The following is a 19,537-nucleotide window of genomic DNA, read 5'->3' on the forward strand; positions in this document are numbered from 1 at the left end:
GGCAATTCCAGGAAAAGCGCGTAACGGTTTTCCGTCCGGAATTGCATGAAACGCTCTAAGGCATCGGGAACGCCGGCAATCCGGCGACCCAACTGTCAGTATCGCGCTGGCCGGCGATTATTTCAAGCTTAAAGTTTTATAATTGAATGATCAACGTCAGCCTGTTTGGTTAGTCACTTGGTCGGATCCTTTGGGCTCCACAGCACCGTCTCGGCGCCCTTTTCATACGCCATCCCTTCGGGGTAGCTGATCGCCTCGAGCTGCAGCCCCCACGGCGCCTGGAAATAGAGGATGGTCTGGCCCGCGGCCGGCCCTTGCTTCACCGGCAGCGGTCCCATCCGGGTCTTCACGCCCTTGGCCTCGAGATAGGTTTTCGCGGCGGCGACGTCGTCGACATAGAAGGCGATGTGGAAGCCACCGATATCGCTGTTCTTCGGCGTCAAATCCTTCTGGTCGGGCGCGGTATATTTGAACAGCTCGATGTTCGATCCATAGCCGCAGCGCACCAAGGTGATCTCCTCGATCACCGCCTTCGGATCGACACCAAGCAGGTCCTGCATGAAGGTGCCCTTGTCGTCGGCGAACGGCCCGAACGACATCGCCTTCTTGCAACCCACGACATTGGTGAAGAAGTCGACGGCCTGCTTCATGTCGGGCACGGTGATGCCGGTGTGGTCATGTCCGCGCATGCCGGGGATCGAATCCGCGGAAGCCACTCCCATTGCGCCGAACAAGGAGGCTGCGAAAACCGCCGCCTGGATTGCGTATTTCATGTCACCCTCCGTTGGCGGGCTGACTTGTCCTCGCGCACATCCGAGGCCCGCTGGTCGGCGTGCGAATCAAAAACTCACGTCATGCCGATGCCTTGGGCTGCAGCCAATCCGGATCGATCTCCGGCAGCGGAATGGCGGCGAGCAGGTCGCGCGTGTAGGTCTCCTTCGGGTTCTCGAACAGCGCGTCCGTGGCGCTGGCCTCGACGATCCTGCCTTCGCGCATCACGATGACCTGCTGGCAAAGCCGCCGGATCACCGACAAATCGTGGCTGATGAAGGCGACCGTCAGCCCCATCTCGGCCGCCAGCTTTTCCAGCAGCGTCAGGATCTGCGCCTGCGTCGAGACGTCGAGGCCGGAGACGATCTCGTCGGCCAGCACGAATTTCGGCGACAGCGCGAGCGCTCGTGCGATACCGACACGCTGACGCTGGCCGCCCGACAATTCGTGGCGGTAGCGGCTGGCAAAACTCTGCGGCAGGCCGACGCGCTGCAGGGCTTCCGCGACGCGTTCCTTCAGCCTGTCGCCAAGCCCGTTCTGCCGCAAGGGTGCGGCGATGATGTTGAAGATCGTATGCCGCGGATTGAGCGATGACATTGGATCCTGGAAGATCATCTGCAGGTCGCGGCGCAGCGGCCTGAGCTCGGTTTCCGAAAGACGGCTGATGTCGCGCCCCTCGAAGCCGATGGAACCCGCGCTGGGTTCGATCAGCCTGACCAGCGCGCGGCCGAGCGTCGACTTGCCGGAGCCGGATTCGCCGACGATGCCAGTGACAGATCCCTTTGGCAGGTCGAAGTCCAGTCCGTTGAGTATCTCGGCCAGCGGCGCGCGGCCGATCAGCGGCTTGCGCGTCATGTCGGGCAGCGCCACCTTCAGCCCGCGCACGGAAATCAGCGGCTCAGCCATGGCCGGGCCTCCAGTCCTGGTCGGCGGCGGCGATCTCTACGGCCAATCCGGCAAGCACGTTTTCGTCCACCGGCTTCAGCGAGGCGTATGGGTCGGTGTAGCGCGGTGTCGCCGCCATCAGCGCGCGCGTATAGGGGTGCTGCGGTGCCGCAAACAGCGCCTCGGTCTCGGCCTCTTCGACCACCTTGCCGGCATAGAGCACCGACACTTTCTGGCTGATCTTGGCGACGACGCCGAGATCGTGGGTGACGAACAGGATCGCCGTGCCGTGGTCGCGCTGCAGTTGCGCGATGAGCCGCAGGATCTGTTTTTGCACCGTTACATCCAGCGCCGTCGTCGGCTCGTCGGCGACGATCAGCCTGGGCTCCGCCGCGAAAGCCGCCGCGATCAGCACACGCTGACGCATGCCGCCGGACAATTCATGCGGATAGCTCTTCAGCACGCGCTCGGGGTCGCGGATCTGCACCTCGTCGAGCAGCTGCCGGATGCGCTTGTCGGCCCTCTCTGTGCTCCAGCCAAGGATGCGCACCAGCCGGTCGGTCATTTGCGGGCCGATGCGGCGCGACGGGTTGAGCGCGGTGAGCGGATCCTGCGGGATTAGCGCCGTGCGCGCGCCGATCAGGGTCCGCCGCGCCTTGGCATCGAGGCGGCCGAGGTCCTCGCCCTCGATCAGCATCTCGCCTTCGACGATGCGCACGCTCTTCGGCAGCACGCCGAGCACCGCCTTGCCGATCATCGTCTTGCCGGCGCCACTTTCGCCGACAAGCGCGCGCACCTCGCCCGGCTGGACGGCGAGCGACACGGAGCGCAGCACGCGCTGGCCGTTGGGCAGCACGGCGCTCAAACCGCGGATTTCCAGGCACGCGCTCATCGCAGCACCGGATCGAAGCGCGCCTTCAGCGCTTCGCCGAACTGGCTGAAGGAAAGCACGGTGAGGATCAGAGTGATGAGCGGGAACACCAGCACCCACCAAGCCTGGTGGATCGACAGCCGTCCCTCGGCGATGATGCTGCCCCAGGTCGGGTCGTCGGTCGAGATCGACAGATTGACGAAGGAGAGGATCGCCTCGACGATCACGGCGATGCCCATTTCGAGCGACAGCAGCGCCACCACCGACGGCAGCACATTGGGCAGCACTTCGCGCAGCATGATGCCCATGCGGCCATAGCCGGCAATGCGCGCGTTCTCGACATAATCCATGCTTGCCTGGCTCATCGCCTCGGCGCGGATCACTCGGCAGAAGCGCGTCCAGTCAATGATCGCAATCGCGAGGATGACGGAGCTCAAGCCGGTGCCCAGCACTGCTACCAGAAGGATCGCGAACAGCACCGGTGGGAATGCCATCCAGACATCGACGATGCGCGAGATGATGCGGTCGGCCCAGCCGCCGAAATAGCCGGCGATCAACCCTAGCGCGGAGCCGAGCAGGCAGGCGGACGTCGCCGCAGCGAAGGCGACGATGAAGGCGATGCGGCCGCCGAAGATCAGCCGCGACAACAGATCGCGTCCCAGGCTGTCGGTGCCCAGCCAATAGCCGGGCTCGGCCCCGTCCAGCCAGAAGGGCGGCAGGCGCTCCAGCATCAAATCCTGCGCCAGCGGGTCCTGCGGCGCGATCAATGGCGCGAAGATGGCCGCCAGCAGCGTCAGCAGCAGCCAGCCGCCGGCCAGCCACAGCCTCGGGCTCAAACCTCGCCTGGCGACACTTGCCTCATCCATGGCGCAGCCTCGGATTGAGCAGCGCATACATCATGTCGACGGTAAGGTTGATCAGCACGAAAAGCAGCGCGAACACCAGCACGATGCCCTGGATCAGCGGCAGGTCGCGGTTGATGACGGCGTCGATCGCCATGTTGCCGAGGCCTTCATAGGAAAACAGCCGCTCGACGATGACGGTGCCGCCGATAAGGAAGGTGAACTGAACGCCGACGAGCGTCAGCGTCGGCAGCGCCGCGTTCTTCAGCGCCTCGCGCAGGATCACCTGTGTCTCCGAAAAACCTTTCACGCGCGCCAGCACCACATAGTCGAGGTCGAGCACTTCCTTCAGCGACTGTTTGAGCAATTGAGCGATGATCGCTGCCAGCGGCAGCGCCAGTGCCACGGCTGGCATCAGCATGTGCTTGAGCAGGTCCCAGGTCAGGTCGAAGCGAAGCCTGAGGATGCTCTCGACCAAGTAGAACTGGGTGGCGAAGGGCAGATCGAGTTGCGGCGACACCCGGCCCGAAATGTCGAACACCGGCACCAGCACGCCGAACAGCAGGATCAGCACAAGACCCCAGAGGAAATCGGGGATGGAGAGCGTCGCGCCACTCACGATGTCGATGCCGGCCTCTATCGCCGTGCCGCGTGAGCGCGCTCCGAGGATCGCGGCGGTCGTGCCGATCGCGATCGCCATCAGCAGCGCCACGGTCGCGAGCTCCAGCGTGGCCGGCAGCCGGTTGAAGACGAGGCCGAGCACATCCTGACGCAGCGAGATCGAGGTGCCGAAATCGCCATGCAGCACGCCGCCGAGCCAGATGAAGAATTGCTGCACGATGCCCTTGTCGAGTCCATAGAGCGCGCGCAGCCGCGCAATGTCGTCATTGCTGGCGCCGGGCGGCAGCATCATCGCGATCGGATCGCCGGGGGCGACTCGGATGACGACGAAAACGACGACGGCGGCGCCGAACAGCGTCACCAGCATCGTCAGCAGACGAACGAAGAATCTTTGCAGCAGCATGCGCCCATATGCCTGGATGAAAATGCGCGCCGTCTTGCGGACGGCGCGCGTGGCAATCCAAGACCGGTGATCAGGCGGCCGGGGTCATCAGCGCCGGCAGCAGCGCGCCGGACACATGCTGCACGACATTGACCTTCTTCGAATGCACGATCGGTTGCGCATATTGGATCAGCGGCAGCACGTAGGCCTGCTCGGCGATGTACTTGTCGACGGCCTTCCAGCCGGCGATGCGCTTGGCCTCGTCCTTCTCGCCCCACAACGGGTTGATCATGTCGATCAGGTCCTGGCTGTCCCACACCGAATGCGGGCTTGGGCCATACATGGCAAATCCGGTCGAGGTGGTCGGATCGCCGATCGAGTTGCCCCAGTTGTAGAAGGCGGCCGGCGCCAGCTTGTCGGCGGCGCGCAGCTCGTAATGCTTGGCGATCTCGTAGACCTCGATATTGGCCTCGATGCCGACCTTGCGCCACATGCCGACGATCGCCTGGATCATCTCGTAATCCTTGGGCTTGAAGCCCTTGGTCGTCTGAATCGTGAACTTGACCGGCTTCTTAGGCGAATAGCCGGAAGCGGCGAGCAATTCCTTGGCCTTCTCCGGGTTGTGCTCGACCTTGATCGAGGGATCGAAGGCCGTGTATTCCGGCGTCTCCAGCGTCGCGATCGGCTGCCCGTAGCCGCGCAGCAGCCGCTTGACCAGAAGCTCCTTGTCCACCGCCATCACGGCGGCCTGGCGGACGTTCTTGTCCAGCATTGCCTCGATGTCGTTGAAGAAGATCATGCCGATGTCGGAGACGTTCTTGATTGAGCCGGCCAGTCCGTCCTTGGCGATCAGCCGGTCATATTCCTCATAGGGGATTTCGAGCGTCACCTGCGAGGAGCCGGATTCGATCTCGGCGACGCGGCTTGCGGCGTCTGTGACGAACTTGATCGTCACATTCTCGAAGGCGGGCTTCGTGCCCCAATAGTGCGGGTTGGCCTTCAGCCGCAGGAAGGCATTGCGCTCGAACTTGTCGACCATATAGGGACCGGTGCCGATCGGCGCCTTCTCGAAGCCTTCCGCGCCGACCTTCTCGTAATAGGCCTTCGGCATGATGTAGCCGGTGAGGAACGACATCCACTTGAAATAGACCGGGTCGAACTGCACGACGTCGCCGGTGATCTTGTTGCCGTCGATCCTGAAGTTGTTCACGTTCTTCCAGACGAACTGGATCGGATTGCCGGTCTTCTCGTCACCGGCCCGCTGCAGCGACCACACCACGTCCTCGGCCGTGAAGGGCGAGCCGTCATGCCATTTCACGCCGTCGCGCACCGTCATCGTCACCTTGGTGCGGTCGTCGTTCCAGCCCCATTCGGTGAGCAGGCCCGGCGTGAAGGAGAGGTCCGGCTTCTGGCCGATGATCTGATCGAACACCGACTGGTACAGGCCCTGGATGGTCGGATTGACAGCGGAGGGTCCGGTTGTCGGGTCCCATGAAGGCAGGTTGACGTTGTAGGCGATGGTGAGCTCGTCCGCCGCGTTTGCCGCCCTCGGCAGGCCAAACGTGGCGGCACCGATCGCCGCGGCGCCATATCCAAGCAAGTCACGTCTGTTGATGGTCATGGTCGTTCCCCTTGTTGGTTGTCTTTAATTTGCGCGGCGTCATCGATCCGTCTGTTCAGGCACCGGGCAACCGCACACTTCCCGTCCTGGAATTCTAGTTCCCTCCCAGCTGTTGGGCGAGCATGAAACCCGAGCCTGCGCCCGTGCCGGCGCCGGGCCATGTCGCGGCGCCGGTGAGGTAAAGGTTCGAGACCGGCGTGTTCCAGCGCGCGAAGCCGCGCGCCGGACGGAACAGGAAATTCTGCGCGAGCTGGTGGCTGCCGCAGATCTGGTCGCCGCCGACGAGGTTCGGATTCTCGCGCTCGAGGTCGAGTGGCGAGAAGATCGTGCGGCCGAGGATCTTTTTGCGCAATCCCGGCGCATAGCTCTCGACGATGTCGAGCACGCGCTCGGCATAGGCGTTCTTGACCGCATCCCAGTGCGCAGGCCCGATCTTGCCCGCGGCATCGCCAAGGATCTCCGCCGGCAGCATGCGCACCTGCACCCACAGCACATGCTTGCCTGGCGGTGCGCGCGACGGATCGACCGCCGTCGGCTGGCCGACCACGAGCACGGGCTGGTCAGGCAGCAGGCCGGCGATCGCCTGCTGGTAGACGTGCGACATGGCGTCGAGCGACGGCGCCAGATGCACATAGGCGAACTGGCGAAGTTCGGCGCCTGCGCTCCAGTCGGGCAGGTCGTCCAGTGCCAGGTGGATCATCATCGTGCCCGGCGCGTGGCGGAATGTCTTCATCGCCGCGTCGAAGCCGGCGTCGCCGGAACCGTTGGGCAGCAGCCCGCCTGCCAGCGCCTTGGGCGCGACGCCGGCAATGACCGCCTTGCTTGCGGCATGGGTTTCGCCGGATGCCAGCCGCACCCCCGTCGCCCGGCCGCCGGCCACCGTGATCTCCGACACCTCCGCACCTGTTGTGATCTTGCCGCCGGCCGCCTTCAGCATGCCGGCAAGCGCCCGGATGATGATATCGGCGCCGCCTTTGCCGAGCACCATGCCGAAACTCTGGTTGGCCATCGATTCCAGGTAAGGGAACACGGCGCCGCCGGCGATGTCGGGCGCGAAATCGAGATGCATGCCCCAGGCCGCGAGTGTCGTGCGCACATGCGGCGTCTCGAAATTTTCCTCGAGCCACGCGCGGGGCGATGACAGCAGCAATCTTCCCGTGTCGAGCGCGCCGGCCAGGCCCTTCTTGCGCCAGATGTTCCATGCGCTGCCGGCCAGCGCCCTTGCGCTCATCGGCGATCCCAGCAGGCGGAAGAGATGTTCGGCCTCGCCTGGAAAAGCGTCGACCAGCCTGCGCCATGTGGCTGCATCCGCCGCCGAGAAGGCGGCCAGCCGCGACGCCGTCTTTTCCAGGTCGTTGCTGACGCCGAACCATTTCCCATCCGGGAAGGCGCTGGCGAAACAATCGGCCACCGGCGCGAACTCCAAGCCGTGGCTTTTCAATTCATTTGCATATTTCCGGTGGAAGGCGGAGCCGGCGAAGAGGCTCAAATTCATCGCGCCGAAATCGTGCCGGAAGCCGGGAAGCGTGTACTCGGCGGTCCGCACCGCGCCGCCAATATCCCCGCTGCGCTCGAAAACCGCTATTTTCCAGCCTTTGAGCGCCAAATGCGCGGCGCATGCCAGGCTGTTATGGCCCGCCCCGACAAAGATGGCGTCGAACTCGCTCACGCCCCGCCCCAAAAATGCTTTATGCTTAAAGATAATTGCAGATGCATATGTTTTCGTCTAGTAGGTATATTAAGGGCCGCAACGAGCCTTGAAGGTCACGAACAAGAGGGAACAAAAGACCATGGACACGCAAGAACTCCTCGGCGAGGTCGCCGGCCAGCTGCTCTCGGGCGCCATCAAGGTGGTCGACCTGACGGCGCCGCTCGGGCCGAACACGCCGCTGATCAAGCTGCCGCCGGAACTCGCCGTCGACACGCCGAAGGTCGAAATCCACGAGATCTCCAAATACGACAAGAACGGCCCGTGGTGGGCCTGGAACTGGCTGAAGCTCGGCGAGCATTCGGGCACGCATTTCGACGCGCCGCAGCACTGGATCACCGGCAAGGACTATCCGGACGGTGCCACCGACACCATTCCGGCGCAGAATTTCATCGGCCCGGTCAACGTCATCGACTGCTCGAAGGAAGCGGCCGCGGACCACGACTTCCTGCTCACCGTCGATCACATCAAGGCCTGGGAAGCCAAGCACGGCGCCATCAACCCCGGCGAGTGGGTTGTGATGCGCACCGACTGGTACAAGCGCAACGGCTCGGAAGCCGAGTTCCTCAATGCCAACGAGACCGGCCCGCACACGCCGGGCCCGACGGCCGAGGCCATCCAGTTCCTGATCGCCAAGGACATCAAAGGCTGGGGCTCGGAAACGATCGGTACCGACGCCGGCAAGGCCGGCGGCATGGAGCCGCCATTCCCGGCCCACACGCTGATGCACAAGGCCAACCGTTACGGACTCGCCAGCCTCTGCAACCTCGACCAGCTGCCGCCGAAGGGTGCGATCCTGATCGCCGCCCCGCTCAAGATCGAGCACGGCACCGGCAGCCCGATCCGGGCATTGGCGCTGGTGCCGGGCAAATAGGCGAGGCGACGGTCTTCGGGAGAAGATCATGCTTGCGGGCGATGGAGTGATCGGGACGTTGGGACGACCGTTCTGTAGCGCTAGCGCTCTACGGCGCCCCCCTCTGTCCTGCCGGACATCTCCCCCTCCCGGGGGGAGATTGGCAGCTTTGGCGCCCCGCTCAATCCTGCATCGTAGACAATTGGCGAAAGCCGCGATGACGGCTGATCTCCCCCCTAGAGGGGGAGATGTCCGGCAGGACAGAGGGGGGCGCGAAGGAACGCCGTCCTGCGCGATTGACTTCCCATCATCCGCGAGCCTCCAATGACCGCCTCCGATCACATCATCGTCGGCAGCGGCATCAACGCCCTGGTCTGCGCGGCGATGCTGGGCGCCAAGGGCGCCAAGGTGCTCGTGCTCGAGCGCAACGATCGTATCGGCGGCTGCATGCGCACCGACGAGACCACGGCGCCTGGCTTCGTCCATGATGTGATGGCCACAACCTTCGTGCTGTTCATCACCTCGCCGGCCTTTGCCGCGCTCGGCAAGGACCTTGCGCGGCATGGGCTGGAGTTCTGCCATACCGCCACGCCGACAGGCGTGATCACGCCTGACGGCAGCCATGCCGTGCTCACCACCGACCGTGCCGCCAACATCGCGGCGCTGAACCGGATCGCCTCCGGCGACGGCGACCGCCATGGCACCGATGTCGGCGACATCCAACGCAATGCCGGTCTTCTCTTCGGCCTGCTCGGCGGCGCGCTCTGGTCCTACCCGACGACCAAGCTCATCGCCGGCGAGGCCTGGCGGCGAGGCCCGCGCAACCTTGCCGCCTTCATGGGCGAGGCGCTGGTGCCCGCGCGCGGCTGGCTGGAAACGACTTACAGTTCCGACCTCGTCCGCGCGCTATGGGCACCCTGGGTGTTGCATGCCGGGCTTGGACCGGAAGACGCCTTCTCCGGCCAGATCGCCAAGGTCATCGCCTTCGCGCTGGAGGCCGCCGGGGCGCCGATCGTCAAGGGCGGCGCGAAAAACCTGCTCGCCGCCTTCGAGGCGCTGATCAGGGAACGCGGCGGCGAGATCCGCGTCAACGCCGACGTCGCCTCGATCGTCCAGACCGGCGGCCGCGCCAGCGGCGTGCGGCTCGCCTCCGGCGAGACGTTGAACGCCGAGAAAAGCGTCATCTGCTCGGTCACGCCGACGCAGCTCTACGGTCGCCTGCTCGGCGACGCGGCTCCAAAGCGCGACGTCGAAGCGACGCGCGTCTATCGCTACGGCAAGGGCAATTTCCAGATCCATTACGCGCTGGACAAGCCGCCCGCCTGGCGCGGCGAGGGCCTCGACAAGGTCGCGCTGCTGCATCTGACGCCGGGTTTGGATGGCGTGTCGAAGGCCTGCAACGAGGCGGTGCGCGGCCTGCTGCCCGAAGTGCCGACCATCTGCGTCGGCCAGCCGCATGCGCTCGACCCGTCGCGCTGCCCCGATGGCAAGGCGATCCTATGGCTGCAACTGCCTGAGGTGCCGCGCCACCTCAAGGGCGATGCCGCTGGCAAGCTCGATGTCTCGCCCGACGGCCGCTGGACCGAGGCGCTGCGCGAGGCCTATGCCGACCGCGTCGAGGCGATCCTCGCCAACCACATCGACGGCTTCCGCGAGACGGTCATTGCGCGTCGCGCCTATTCGCCGGCCGACCTCGAAGCCATGAACATCAACCTTGTTGGCGGCGATCCCTATGGTGGCTCGTCGACCATCGACCAGTCCTTCCTGTGGCGGCCATTCAAGGCGAGCCGCAACCACGAGACCGGCATCAAGGGCCTCTATCATATCGGCGCCTCGACCCATCCAGGCGCCGGCCTGGGCGGCGGCTCCGGCTTTCTGCTGGCGGGAAGGCTGTGATGGAACAGAAGCTCGCCGAAAAGCGCCAGCGCATCTCGACCCTCGGCCAGATCGGCCTGCAGCAATTCGCGCCCTATCTGATGAACCGCATCATGGGCCGCTACAACGCCACTTTGCGCGACGACTTCCGCAAGCAGGGCCTGACCATCCCGCAGGTACGAACGCTCGCCGTGCTCTCGGTCGCCGACGGCGTCACCGTCAACGATCTCTCGGTCTATACGGTCATCGAGCAGTCGACCTTGAGCCGCACGCTCGACTCGCTGGAAGGCCAGGGCCTGGTGCGGCGCGAGCAGGGCGTCACCGACAGCCGCATCCGCCATGTTTTTCTTACCGATGACGGGCGAGCGCTGTTCACCCGCGCCTGGCCCGCAATGCATGACGCTTTCGAAGCCATGTTCGACGGTATCGACGATGCCGAATACGCCGCGCTGATCGCGACGCTGCAAAAAATGCTGAAGAACATCCGCAAGCACGAGATCTAGATGTACGCGCCGCCCCATGGAAGGCGGCAACGGAAGGAGGCGGAGATGGCCGAACGGTCTTTTGCCAAGGAAGTCGAAAAGCTGAGATTAGGGGCCGGCGAGGAATTCGCCGGCGAGGGCATCCTCGCCATCACCAAGGCGCTCTTGCAATGCGGCGTCGGCTATGTCGGCGGCTACCAGGGCGCGCCGATCAGCCATCTGATGGACGTGCTGGCAGACGCGCAAGACATTCTGGGCGAGCTCGGCGTGCATTTCGAGGCGAGCGCTTCTGAAGCGACCGCCACCGCCATGCTGGCCGCCTCCGTGCATTATCCGATCCGCGGTGCCGCCACCTTCAAGTCGACGGTCGGCACCAACGTCGCTTCCGACGCGCTGGCGAACCTGGCGTCCGGCGGCGTCACCGGCGGCGCGCTAATCATCGTCGGCGAGGACTATGGCGAGGGCTCCTCGATCATGCAGGAGCGCAGCCATGCCTTCGCCATGAAGAGCCAGGTCTGGCTGCTCGACCCGCGCCCGAACCTGCCATCGATCGTCAAGGCGGTCGAGGATGGCTTCGAGCTGTCGGAGGTGTCCAACACGCCGGTGATGCTGCAGGTGCGTATCCGCTGCTGCCACGTCCACGGCCACTTCATCGCCAAGGACAACAAGCGCCCGCCAATGTCGGTCGCCGATGCGCTTGCCGCGCCGCGCCGCGACACCGGCCGCATCGTGCTGCCGCCCGCCTCCTTCCTGCATGAGAAGGAAAAGGTCGCCAAGCGCTGGCCGGCGGCTGTCGATTTCATCAAAAACCGCAAGATCAACGAGATCTTCGGCTCGGACCATGGCTCGGTCGGCATCGTCATGCAGGGCGGCATGTATAATTCTGTCATCCGGGCGCTGCAGCGGCTCGGCCTTGCCGACACCTATGGCGAGACCGACGTGCCGCTTTACGTGCTGAACGCCGTCTACCCGCTGGTCGACGACGAGCTCCTCGCCTTCTGCGAAGGCAAGCAGGCGGTGCTGGTCGTCGAGGAAGGCCAGCCCAATTATATCGAGCAGGCCTTTGCCGCGATGCTGCACAAGGCCGGGCGCGGCACGAAGCTGGTCGGCAAGGAGCATCTGCCGATGGCCGGCGAATATACCGGCCAGGTGATGCTCGACGGCATCGGCTCCTTCCTGCGCACCAATGCCCCGCATCTGCTGCCGGGCGAGGTGCGCGCGCCGAACAAGGCGGGCGAGGGCGTCGACACGGCCGACCTCATCAATGTCGTTCCCGGACGGCCTCCGGGCTTCTGCATCGGCTGTCCCGAGCGGCCGATCTTCGCGGCGACGAAGCTGGTCGAGCAGGAGCTCGGCAAGCATCACATCGCCTCCGATATCGGCTGCCATCTGTTCTCGATCATGCCGCCCTTCGAGCTTGGCGCCACCACCATGGGCTACGGGCTCGGGCCGGCCTCGGCCTCCGCCTTCAATTCGCCGGAGGCAAAACGCCGCTCGATCTCCTTCGTCGGCGATGGCGGCTTCTGGCACAACGGCCTGACCTCCTCGATCGGCAATGCGGTGTTCAACAAGAATGACGGCGTCATCGTCATCGTCGACAATTTCTACTCGGCCGCCACCGGCGGCCAGGATATCCTGTCCTCGCGCGCAAACAACCGCACCAAGTCGACCAAGCATCCGATCGACGAAGCGGTGAAGGGCATGGGCGTCAAATGGCTGCGCCACATCGACCGCACCTATGATGTCGGCAAGATGCAAGCCGCGCTGCGCGAGGCGCTGACCACCGAGGAGAAGGGTCCGAAGGTCATCGTCGCCTCGTCGGAATGCATGCTCAACCGCCAGCGCCGCGAGAAGCCGCTGGTCGACAAGGCGATCAAGGGCGGCGAGCGCGTGGTCAAGCCGAAATTCGGCGTCGACGAGGACATCTGCACGGGCGACCATGCCTGCATGCGGCTGTCCGGCTGCCCGTCACTGTCGGTGAAGTCGCTCGACGATCCGCTGCGCGACGATCCGGTCGCCTCGATCGACCAGAACTGCGTCGGCTGCGGCAATTGTGGCGAGGTGGCGGATGCGGCCGTGCTCTGCCCATCCTTCTACCGTGCCGATGTCGTCCACAATCCCGGCCGCTGGGACCGTTTCCTGGAAAGCGCGCGCCGCGCCGCGATCGGCCTTCTGCAGCGCCGCCGGGAGAGCCGCCGCTTGATGTTTACCGATGCTTGACCAGGCTTCTCCCCTGCGCCCGAAGGCGGGCGCCTCTGACGACGAGCGGGTGATAAAGCTCGCCGTGCTCGCCGTCGGCGGCCAGGGCGGCGGCGTGCTCGCCGACTGGATCACCGACGTCGCCGAGCGCAACGGCTATATCGCCCAATCGACCTCGGTGGCCGGCGTCGCCCAGCGCACCGGCGCCACGATCTATTACATCGAGATGGCCCGCGACACCGGCCGGCTGCCGGTTTTCGCGCTGTCGCCCTCGCAAGGCGACGTCGATATCCTGATCGCCGCCGAGCTGATGGAAGCCGGCCGCGCCATCATCCGCGGTTTCGTCACGCCCGAGCGCACGACGCTGATCACGTCCTCGCACCGCATCGCCGCCGTCTCGGAAAAGATCGAGCCTGGCGACGGCCGCGCCTCGTCGGAAAAAGTGCACGCGACGGCACAAGCGGCGGCCAGGCGCTTCATCGCCTTCGACATGGAAAAGATTGCCGCCGACAACGGCACCATGATCTCGGCCAGCCTGCTTGGCGCGCTGGCCGGCTCCGATGCGCTGCCCTTCACCCGCGAAAGCTACGAGCAGGCGATCGGCGCCGGCGGCCGTGGCGTCAAGCCGAGCCTCGCCGCCTTCGGCGCGGCCTACGACCGCGCGCGCGGGATCGCGGCAGCGGCGGCCGGCGAAAAGGCGGCGGCGGAACCCGCCGTTGCCCAGTCCAAGACAACGGGGAGGGTCAGCGGACCAGAAACCCTGTTTAAGGGCTGGCAGGCCCTTGTCGCTCGCGTGGCATTGCTCCCGGAGCCCGTGCGCGACATGGCCGAGCGCGGGCTGAAGAAGGTCGTCGAGTACCAGGACATCGCCTATGGCGGCGAATATCTCGATCGCCTGGATAAGGCCATCGCGCTGGACAATGCGGAGCGCGGCTACGCGCTGTCGATCGCCGCGGCAAAGCATCTCGCCAACGCCATGTGCTACGACGACATGATCCGCGTTGCGGATTTGAAGACACGCTCGACGCGAGACAGGCGAGTGCGCAAGGAGGTCGGCGTCAAGCAAGGTTCGGTCCTGCAGGTCACCGAATATTTCCATCCGCGCATCGAGGAATTCTGCGGCACCCTGCCGGCTGGGCTCGGAAGCTATATCGAGAACCACCCAAACCTCGCCGCCTTTCTGGACCGCCGCATCAATCGCGGCCGCCACATCCGCACCGACAGTTTCACCGGCTTCGCCATGCTGTGGTTCATCGGCGGCCTGCGCCGCTGGCGCCGCCGCCTGCTGCGCCACAGGATAGAGGTCGAGCATCTCGAACGCTGGTACGGCCTGGCGCTCGGCTATATGCAGCAGGATTATGCGCTTGCCACCGAAATCCTGAACTGCCGCCGCCTGATCAAGGGCTACAGCGACACCCATGCCCGCGCCCAGTCGAAATTCGACCGCGTGCTGTCGGCGCTGCCGATGCTCAAAGGCCGCGAAGACGCCGCCGACTGGATCCGCCGCCTGCGCGAGGCAGCGCTGAAGGACGAAAAGGGCGACATGCTGGACGGCGCGCTGAAGACAGTGGCGACGCTCAACGAAGACGCCGCACGCTAACGAAGACGTGATCCATCGCGCTCCGACGGAATTCGACCGTGTCCCCCGTTTCACGGAGGTAGGGACGAATTACGGAGACAACGCATGTTCGCAAAATACTTTCTGCCTCTCGCGATGGCCGCCGGCACGTTGCTGCTATCCAGTGTGGGCTCGCAAGCCATGCCGATGGCCAAGCCAGGTGCTTCGCCGCTGCCCATCGAAACCGTCGGCTGGCGCTGCGGTCCCGGCTGGCACGTGAACCGCTGGGGCAGATGCGTGCCGAACGGCCGCCGGTTCATCCGGCCGATGCGCCATTGGCATCCCGGCTTTTGGGCGCATCACCGCTGGCACCCCGGCTATTGGAGCTGGTGATCGCTCTCGGATCGCCGTTGATGCCCGCGCTGGCAACGGCGCGGGCGGTTTGGCTAAGGTCCCACGCACAGGTTCGAAACCTCCGCGCCAGCGTTGGTGATTGGCCGAGGCTCCTCAGCCTCGTCATCCACGGGCGGAGCAAGGAGCGAAGCGACGCAGCGCAGACCCGAGGATCCATTCCGTGACGTTCAGGCGTTGCCACGGTTCAGAATTCTGCTCCGCAGCACCCACGATCAAAGTCACGGAATGGATCCTCGGGTCTCCGCGTCCGCTTCGCTCCCGCTCCGCCCGTGGATGACGAACTGACTGGCGCCGCCAGCCTATCGCTGACCGGCAAACTCACGACTCACGCCACCAGGTCCCGCATCGGCTTCACCGCCGCCGACTCCGGAAACACCTTGTCGCCTAGCACTGCCGCCGACAGCCCGAACTGGTCGGCCAGCAGCCCCTTCAGCACTGCACGCACATCGCTGGTCGGCGCCAGGTCGCGGCCTTCGTAGAGCTGCGCCGGCTTCAGCCCCGGCCAGTCGGCGATGACGCGGCCGCCCTTGATCGCGCCGCCGGCGAGCAGCACCACCGTGCCGGTGCCATGGTCGGTGCCGACCGTGCCGTTGATGCGCGCCGTGCGGCCGAACTCGGTGATGGCGACGACCGCGGTGTCGCGCCAATGCTCGCCGAGCCCCTTCTCGAACTCCTCGAACGCCCCGTCGAGGCCGCCGAGCAGATTGGCGAGCCGCCCTGTGGCGCCGCCTTCGTTGACATGGGTGTCCCAGCCGTCGAAGGCGAGCGCCGCGATGCGCGGTCCGTCGTCGGCAGCCATCAGCCGCGCCGCGCCTTGCGCCGACTGCCGCATGCCGGCGGCATTGTCGAGGCCGCCCTTACGCTTCATCGTCGTGCCGTCGAGCTGGTCGCCCAGCGCCATGCGGTCGGCGTCGAGCCCTTTCTGAAGCGCGGCCGCCAGCGCAGGATCGCGATGGTTGTAGAGATCGAGCACACGCTCCGCCAGCGCATCGCCAGGCGTCGGCAGCGCCTGCGGCGCCCAGCCGAGCACGGGCGCGGCGCCACGGATCACCAGCGGCGTCGAGGGCCCGACCGCCAGCCCGCCGGCTTTCGCAATCCTGTCGCCCGCCGGCAGGCTGGCCAACGCCCGGTTGAGCCAGCCGGTGGTGGCGTTGCCAGGGCCGGGCAGGCCGCTTTCCAGCACGTCCTGGCCGTCGAAATGCGAGCGGTCGCGGTAGCCGGTCGCGGCCGCGTGCACGATGGCCGCCCGGCCTGCCTTGAACAGGCGCGCAAACACCGGCATTGCCGGGTTGACGGCGAAGAAACCGTCGAGCGGCAATGCCGGGTTGGCGCCTGAGAGCGAAAGCGCGATATCGCCATGCAGGCCGGCATAGTCCGGATCGCCGACCGGCCCGACCGTCGACAGCCCGTCCAGCGCGCCGCGCAGCACGACGACGATCAGGCGCGGGTCGCGATTGTCGGCTGCGCGCGCGAAGCGCGGCAGATAGGCCCAGGCAAACAGCGCGCCGCCGCTCATCAGCACCGCGCGCCGGGACAGGCTGGGGGTTTCGCAAAGAAGGCTCATGGCCGCATCTCCATCACTGTTACCGGCGCTGGAATTACCGGCGCTGAAATTCCGGCGCCATCAACAGCAGCGCCAGGCCTTGCTGCTTGGACTCCGCGCGCGAAATCGCCTGCCGCGTCTCGGCCGAGACGGATGTGCCGATCAGCGACGCCAGCATCTCGTCTGGATCGCCGATATCGTCCGCCTGCTTCGCCGCCTGCCAGGCGATGTCCAGTCGCGTCTTGAGGCCCTCGGCGGAAACCCATGCGTCCGTCCGGTCGGGAAAGCCGTTCGGCCCCGGCGGTCGCCACAGCGGTTCGCCGAGCACGCTCAGCCAGCGAAGCGATCGTTGCGGTTCGTTGCCGGCGGTGGTGCCCACCGCCCGGCGCAACGCCACGACATAGTCTAGTGGCGAGCGCAGCTTCGTGAGCGGCGTCGACCAGGCTTCTGGCATGTCGACCAGCGCCAACGCGATCGCTCGCAGGTCGCCGTCGGTCTTGGTGAAGACCGTGGCCAGGCGGGCGACCGCCGCTTCGGGCGGATCGTCCGCGATGAAATGGCGGGCAAGCTTGCTGGCGATGTGCCGCGCGGTGGCCGGGTGGCGGGCAATGTCGTTGAGCGCGGCCTCCGCCTGGCCCATGCCGCCATCGGGATAGGTCTTGCCGAGCAGCACCACCTGGCCCGGCTGATGCGCATTGGCGTTGAAGACGAAGCTTCCCGGCTCGCCCAGCCGCCCCTCGCGGCCGGCCATCGTCCAGCCGGTCAGCATGTTCGCGAAACTGGTGACGTCGGCCTGGGCATAGCCGCTGCCGACGCCCATCGTGTGTAATTCCAGGATCTCGCGGGCGAGGTTCTCGTTGAGGCCGCGTCCGCGTCGCTTGCCGGCGCGGGAATCGGGGCCGATGGACTGCCGGTTGTCGAGATAGAACAGCATGGCCGGATGGTGCTCGACGGCCAAAAGCATGTCGGCGAAGCGGCCGAGCACGAAGGGGCGGATCGCCTCGCGCTCGAAGGCGCCGGCGCATGCCCGCACGACGGGTGCCTTGGCGACGGAAACGCAGAAATGGTTCGACCAGAAGCCGACCAGGCGCTCCACGAAGCCGGGCGCCGCAGTGAGCGCCTTGTCGAACCGGGCCTGCGCTTCGTCGCGATAGATATCGGCCTCGACACGCGGCACCGCGGGTTTGGCTTTTGCCATGGCCGGGCCGGCTGGATCATCCGTTGCCATCGGCTGCATGACGGCGGCCGCCGCCTCGGCGCGCGCCGCCTTGCGCTCCATGGCTGCCGCCATGCTGGCCTGGATCGCCGCAGTGCTGTCCAGCAACCCGGCATTCCGTGGGTCGTCGGGGGAAATGAGCGCGATGTCCTGCTGCTTGAGCTCGGCCTCGAGGTAGCCGCGCGGATCGGCGGCGATCTTGCCAAACTCGTCGCCGGGTTTCGCGCCGAGGCCGAAGCGGTTGAGCGCCACCAGGGCGGGGTCCGGCGAGGCGGAATTTGCAAACGGTGCGGCCAACAAAGCCTCCGTTGAACCCGGCGCCGATCGCGTCGGTTTCATGGATCATCGGGGATCCTCACGATGCCGGCCGCAGCACCGGCATCGCGAAGGATTGTTACCAGCGGCGCCAGTGGTGCCAGCGATGGTAGGGATGCCAGACGGGGCCGATATAGACGCGCGGTCCGCCCCAGTAGTAATAGCCGGGATAGATCACGCGGCGATTGGGCACGCAGCGGCCCCAGTGGTTAGGATGCCAGCCCGGGCCGCAGCCCCAGGCGACGTGCTCGACAAGCGCCGGTGAGGGCGTAACCGGTGCGATCGGCATCGCAGAGGCGGCGCTTGCGGCGGCCGTTCCGCCGAGGGCGAGGGCAGCCGCGATCGAATATTTTGTCAGACTGTTCATGCGATACTCCCGAAAGCTTCGAGGTTGAAGAGAACCTGCCGCCAAAGGCGGTCGCAGGCCTGTCCCTCTTCCCTTGAACGGAGCGTGCTCGCCGTTTCCGTCGCCGCCTATGGCGATTTTTTTGCAGGCGGCGGTTGCCGGCCGGCGCGTCGCAACAAGGCGTCCGCCAGCAGCCGGCGGTCCTCCGGCGAGCCTGATGCGGCGAATTCGATGATGCGTTGCTCGATCCGGGTGCGCACGGTGACATCGGCATTGCGCGCGCGCTCCAGGGCGGCGGCAAGCGCGTTGGTGTCGAGAGCCGGCTGTTGCAGAAGGTTTGCCGCCTCGCGCCGCGCGGCCTGTCCGTCGAGGATCACGTCCCGCGACTCCCGGCGCACCTCGCGTAACGCCTGGCGGAAGACCTTGCGGTCGGCGGCAGGCAACCTACCGCCGGCCGATTCCAGCGAATAGCCCGGATTGGACTTGCCGATCAGCCAGCCGGCGCCGCCGGCCACCGCGCCGATCAGAAAAACATTCAGCACCAGCGATGCCGCGACAAGACGGGGGTTCATAGATCTTCCTCGTAAGGATCGGCGTCGGGACCGGCATCGCCGAACGACGTCGCATTGGCATCCATCACATAGTGGTCGGGCTGGATATCCGGGTTGACGACGGTCACCAGCGCCAGGCCGGCCACGGCGCCGGCCAGCCCGACACCCGCAAGCCCGAAGCCCAGCCACCAGAACTGTCGGCGGCGGCTCTGCCTGACCTCGGCCGCTGCCCGGGCGACAATGGCGCGATGGAGCGCCGGGCTGGGTGCTTCGACCCGATGCCGGTCGAGCATGGCGTCGAGCCTGCCGGCGCGCGCCAGGATAGCTCGGCCCTCGTTGGTGTCGGCAAACCGCATCGCGGCTGCCTGTTCGCCCGGCGGCCAGCGGTGCAAGGCGCCGCCATAGGCATCTGCCAGCGCAGCGAAGCGCCCGGCATCCATCCGCCCCTTCGTTCTCTTCTCAGCCATCCCGTTCCCCCTTCCGC

Annotated in this window: 18 protein-coding genes; 6 read left to right on the plus strand and 12 right to left on the minus strand. The window is 65.9% G+C overall.

Going from position 1 to position 19,537, the window contains the following annotated elements; genetic code table 11:
- Positions 1-173: 173 nt before the first annotated feature.
- From LB552_RS05970 to LB552_RS06000, 7 genes are all read right to left on the minus strand, one after another.
- Positions 174-773 (minus strand): VOC family protein, encoded by a 600-nt coding sequence (locus LB552_RS05970; protein ID WP_224602756.1) that lies wholly within the window; start codon positions 771-773, stop codon positions 174-176.
- A gap of 79 nt (positions 774-852) precedes the next feature.
- Positions 853-1,677, minus strand: coding sequence for an ATP-binding cassette domain-containing protein (locus LB552_RS05975; RefSeq protein WP_224602758.1), 825 nt, complete (start codon positions 1,675-1,677; stop codon positions 853-855).
- Positions 1,670-2,548: an ABC transporter ATP-binding protein gene (locus tag LB552_RS05980; protein ID WP_224602760.1), complete on the minus strand. Its 879-nt coding sequence runs from the start codon at positions 2,546-2,548 to the stop codon at positions 1,670-1,672. Before LB552_RS05980 ends, LB552_RS05975 begins: the two co-directional genes overlap by 8 nt.
- Positions 2,545-3,393 (minus strand): ABC transporter permease, encoded by an 849-nt coding sequence (locus LB552_RS05985; protein ID WP_224602762.1) that lies wholly within the window; start codon positions 3,391-3,393, stop codon positions 2,545-2,547. Before LB552_RS05985 ends, LB552_RS05980 begins: the two co-directional genes overlap by 4 nt.
- Positions 3,386-4,393 carry an ABC transporter permease gene (locus LB552_RS05990; protein WP_224602765.1) on the minus strand — a complete coding sequence of 336 codons (1,008 nt, stop codon included), beginning with the start codon at positions 4,391-4,393 and terminating at the stop codon, positions 3,386-3,388. Before LB552_RS05990 ends, LB552_RS05985 begins: the two co-directional genes overlap by 8 nt.
- A gap of 70 nt (positions 4,394-4,463) precedes the next feature.
- The gene (locus LB552_RS05995) at positions 4,464-5,993 is read right to left on the minus strand and encodes an ABC transporter substrate-binding protein (protein WP_224602766.1); all 1,530 of its coding nucleotides are present in this window, start codon (positions 5,991-5,993) and stop codon (positions 4,464-4,466) included.
- Positions 5,994-6,087: 94 nt separating this feature from the next.
- Entirely contained in the window at positions 6,088-7,662 is a 1,575-nt protein-coding gene (locus LB552_RS06000) for a phytoene desaturase family protein (RefSeq protein WP_224602768.1), read from the minus strand.
- 121 nt (positions 7,663-7,783) lie between these two features.
- Here LB552_RS06000 and LB552_RS06005 point away from each other — a divergent pair, with 121 nt between their 5' ends.
- The 6 genes from LB552_RS06005 to LB552_RS06030 all read left to right on the plus strand — a co-directional run bounded on the left by LB552_RS06005 (position 7,784) and on the right by LB552_RS06030 (position 15,061).
- Entirely contained in the window at positions 7,784-8,575 is a 792-nt protein-coding gene (locus tag LB552_RS06005; protein ID WP_224602771.1) for a cyclase family protein, read from the plus strand.
- Between the two features lie 303 nt (positions 8,576-8,878).
- Entirely contained in the window at positions 8,879-10,450 is a 1,572-nt protein-coding gene (locus LB552_RS06010; RefSeq protein WP_224602772.1) for a phytoene desaturase family protein, read from the plus strand.
- Complete coding sequence (locus LB552_RS06015) at positions 10,450-10,932, plus strand: MarR family winged helix-turn-helix transcriptional regulator (RefSeq protein WP_224602773.1); 483 nt, start codon at positions 10,450-10,452, stop codon at positions 10,930-10,932. The genes LB552_RS06010 and LB552_RS06015 overlap by 1 nt, the downstream gene beginning before the upstream one ends.
- A 45-nt stretch (positions 10,933-10,977) precedes the next feature.
- Positions 10,978-13,131: an indolepyruvate ferredoxin oxidoreductase subunit alpha gene (locus tag LB552_RS06020; protein WP_224602778.1), complete on the plus strand. Its 2,154-nt coding sequence runs from the start codon at positions 10,978-10,980 to the stop codon at positions 13,129-13,131.
- Positions 13,124-14,710, plus strand: a complete 1,587-nt coding sequence (locus LB552_RS06025; protein WP_224602780.1) for an indolepyruvate oxidoreductase subunit beta family protein — start codon at positions 13,124-13,126, stop codon at positions 14,708-14,710. The genes LB552_RS06020 and LB552_RS06025 overlap by 8 nt, the downstream gene beginning before the upstream one ends.
- An 84-nt stretch (positions 14,711-14,794) precedes the next feature.
- The gene (locus LB552_RS06030) at positions 14,795-15,061 is read left to right on the plus strand and encodes a GCG_CRPN prefix-to-repeats domain-containing protein (RefSeq protein WP_224602782.1); all 267 of its coding nucleotides are present in this window, start codon (positions 14,795-14,797) and stop codon (positions 15,059-15,061) included.
- 346 nt (positions 15,062-15,407) lie between these two features.
- On the opposite strand, the gene LB552_RS06035 is transcribed toward LB552_RS06030, so the two are convergent.
- From LB552_RS06035 to LB552_RS06055, 5 genes are all read right to left on the minus strand, one after another.
- A complete protein-coding gene (locus tag LB552_RS06035) occupies positions 15,408-16,646 on the minus strand; it encodes a DUF1501 domain-containing protein (RefSeq protein WP_224602784.1) in 1,239 nt (412 codons plus the stop codon).
- 34 nt (positions 16,647-16,680) lie between these two features.
- The gene (locus LB552_RS06040) at positions 16,681-18,138 is read right to left on the minus strand and encodes a DUF1800 family protein (protein WP_224602786.1); all 1,458 of its coding nucleotides are present in this window, start codon (positions 18,136-18,138) and stop codon (positions 16,681-16,683) included.
- Between the two features lie 97 nt (positions 18,139-18,235).
- Positions 18,236-18,523 carry a GCG_CRPN prefix-to-repeats domain-containing protein gene (locus tag LB552_RS06045; protein ID WP_224602788.1) on the minus strand — a complete coding sequence of 96 codons (288 nt, stop codon included), beginning with the start codon at positions 18,521-18,523 and terminating at the stop codon, positions 18,236-18,238.
- Positions 18,524-18,630: 107 nt separating this feature from the next.
- On the minus strand, positions 18,631-19,074 hold the full coding sequence (locus LB552_RS06050; RefSeq protein ID WP_224602790.1) for a periplasmic heavy metal sensor: 444 nt from the start codon (positions 19,072-19,074) through the stop codon (positions 18,631-18,633).
- Positions 19,071-19,520, minus strand: a complete 450-nt coding sequence (locus LB552_RS06055; RefSeq protein WP_224602792.1) for a hypothetical protein — start codon at positions 19,518-19,520, stop codon at positions 19,071-19,073. Before LB552_RS06055 ends, LB552_RS06050 begins: the two co-directional genes overlap by 4 nt.
- Positions 19,521-19,537 lie beyond the last annotated feature (17 nt).

It is taken from the genome of Mesorhizobium sp. CA7, assembly GCF_020165015.1.
Lineage (GTDB): Bacteria > Pseudomonadota > Alphaproteobacteria > Rhizobiales > Rhizobiaceae > Mesorhizobium.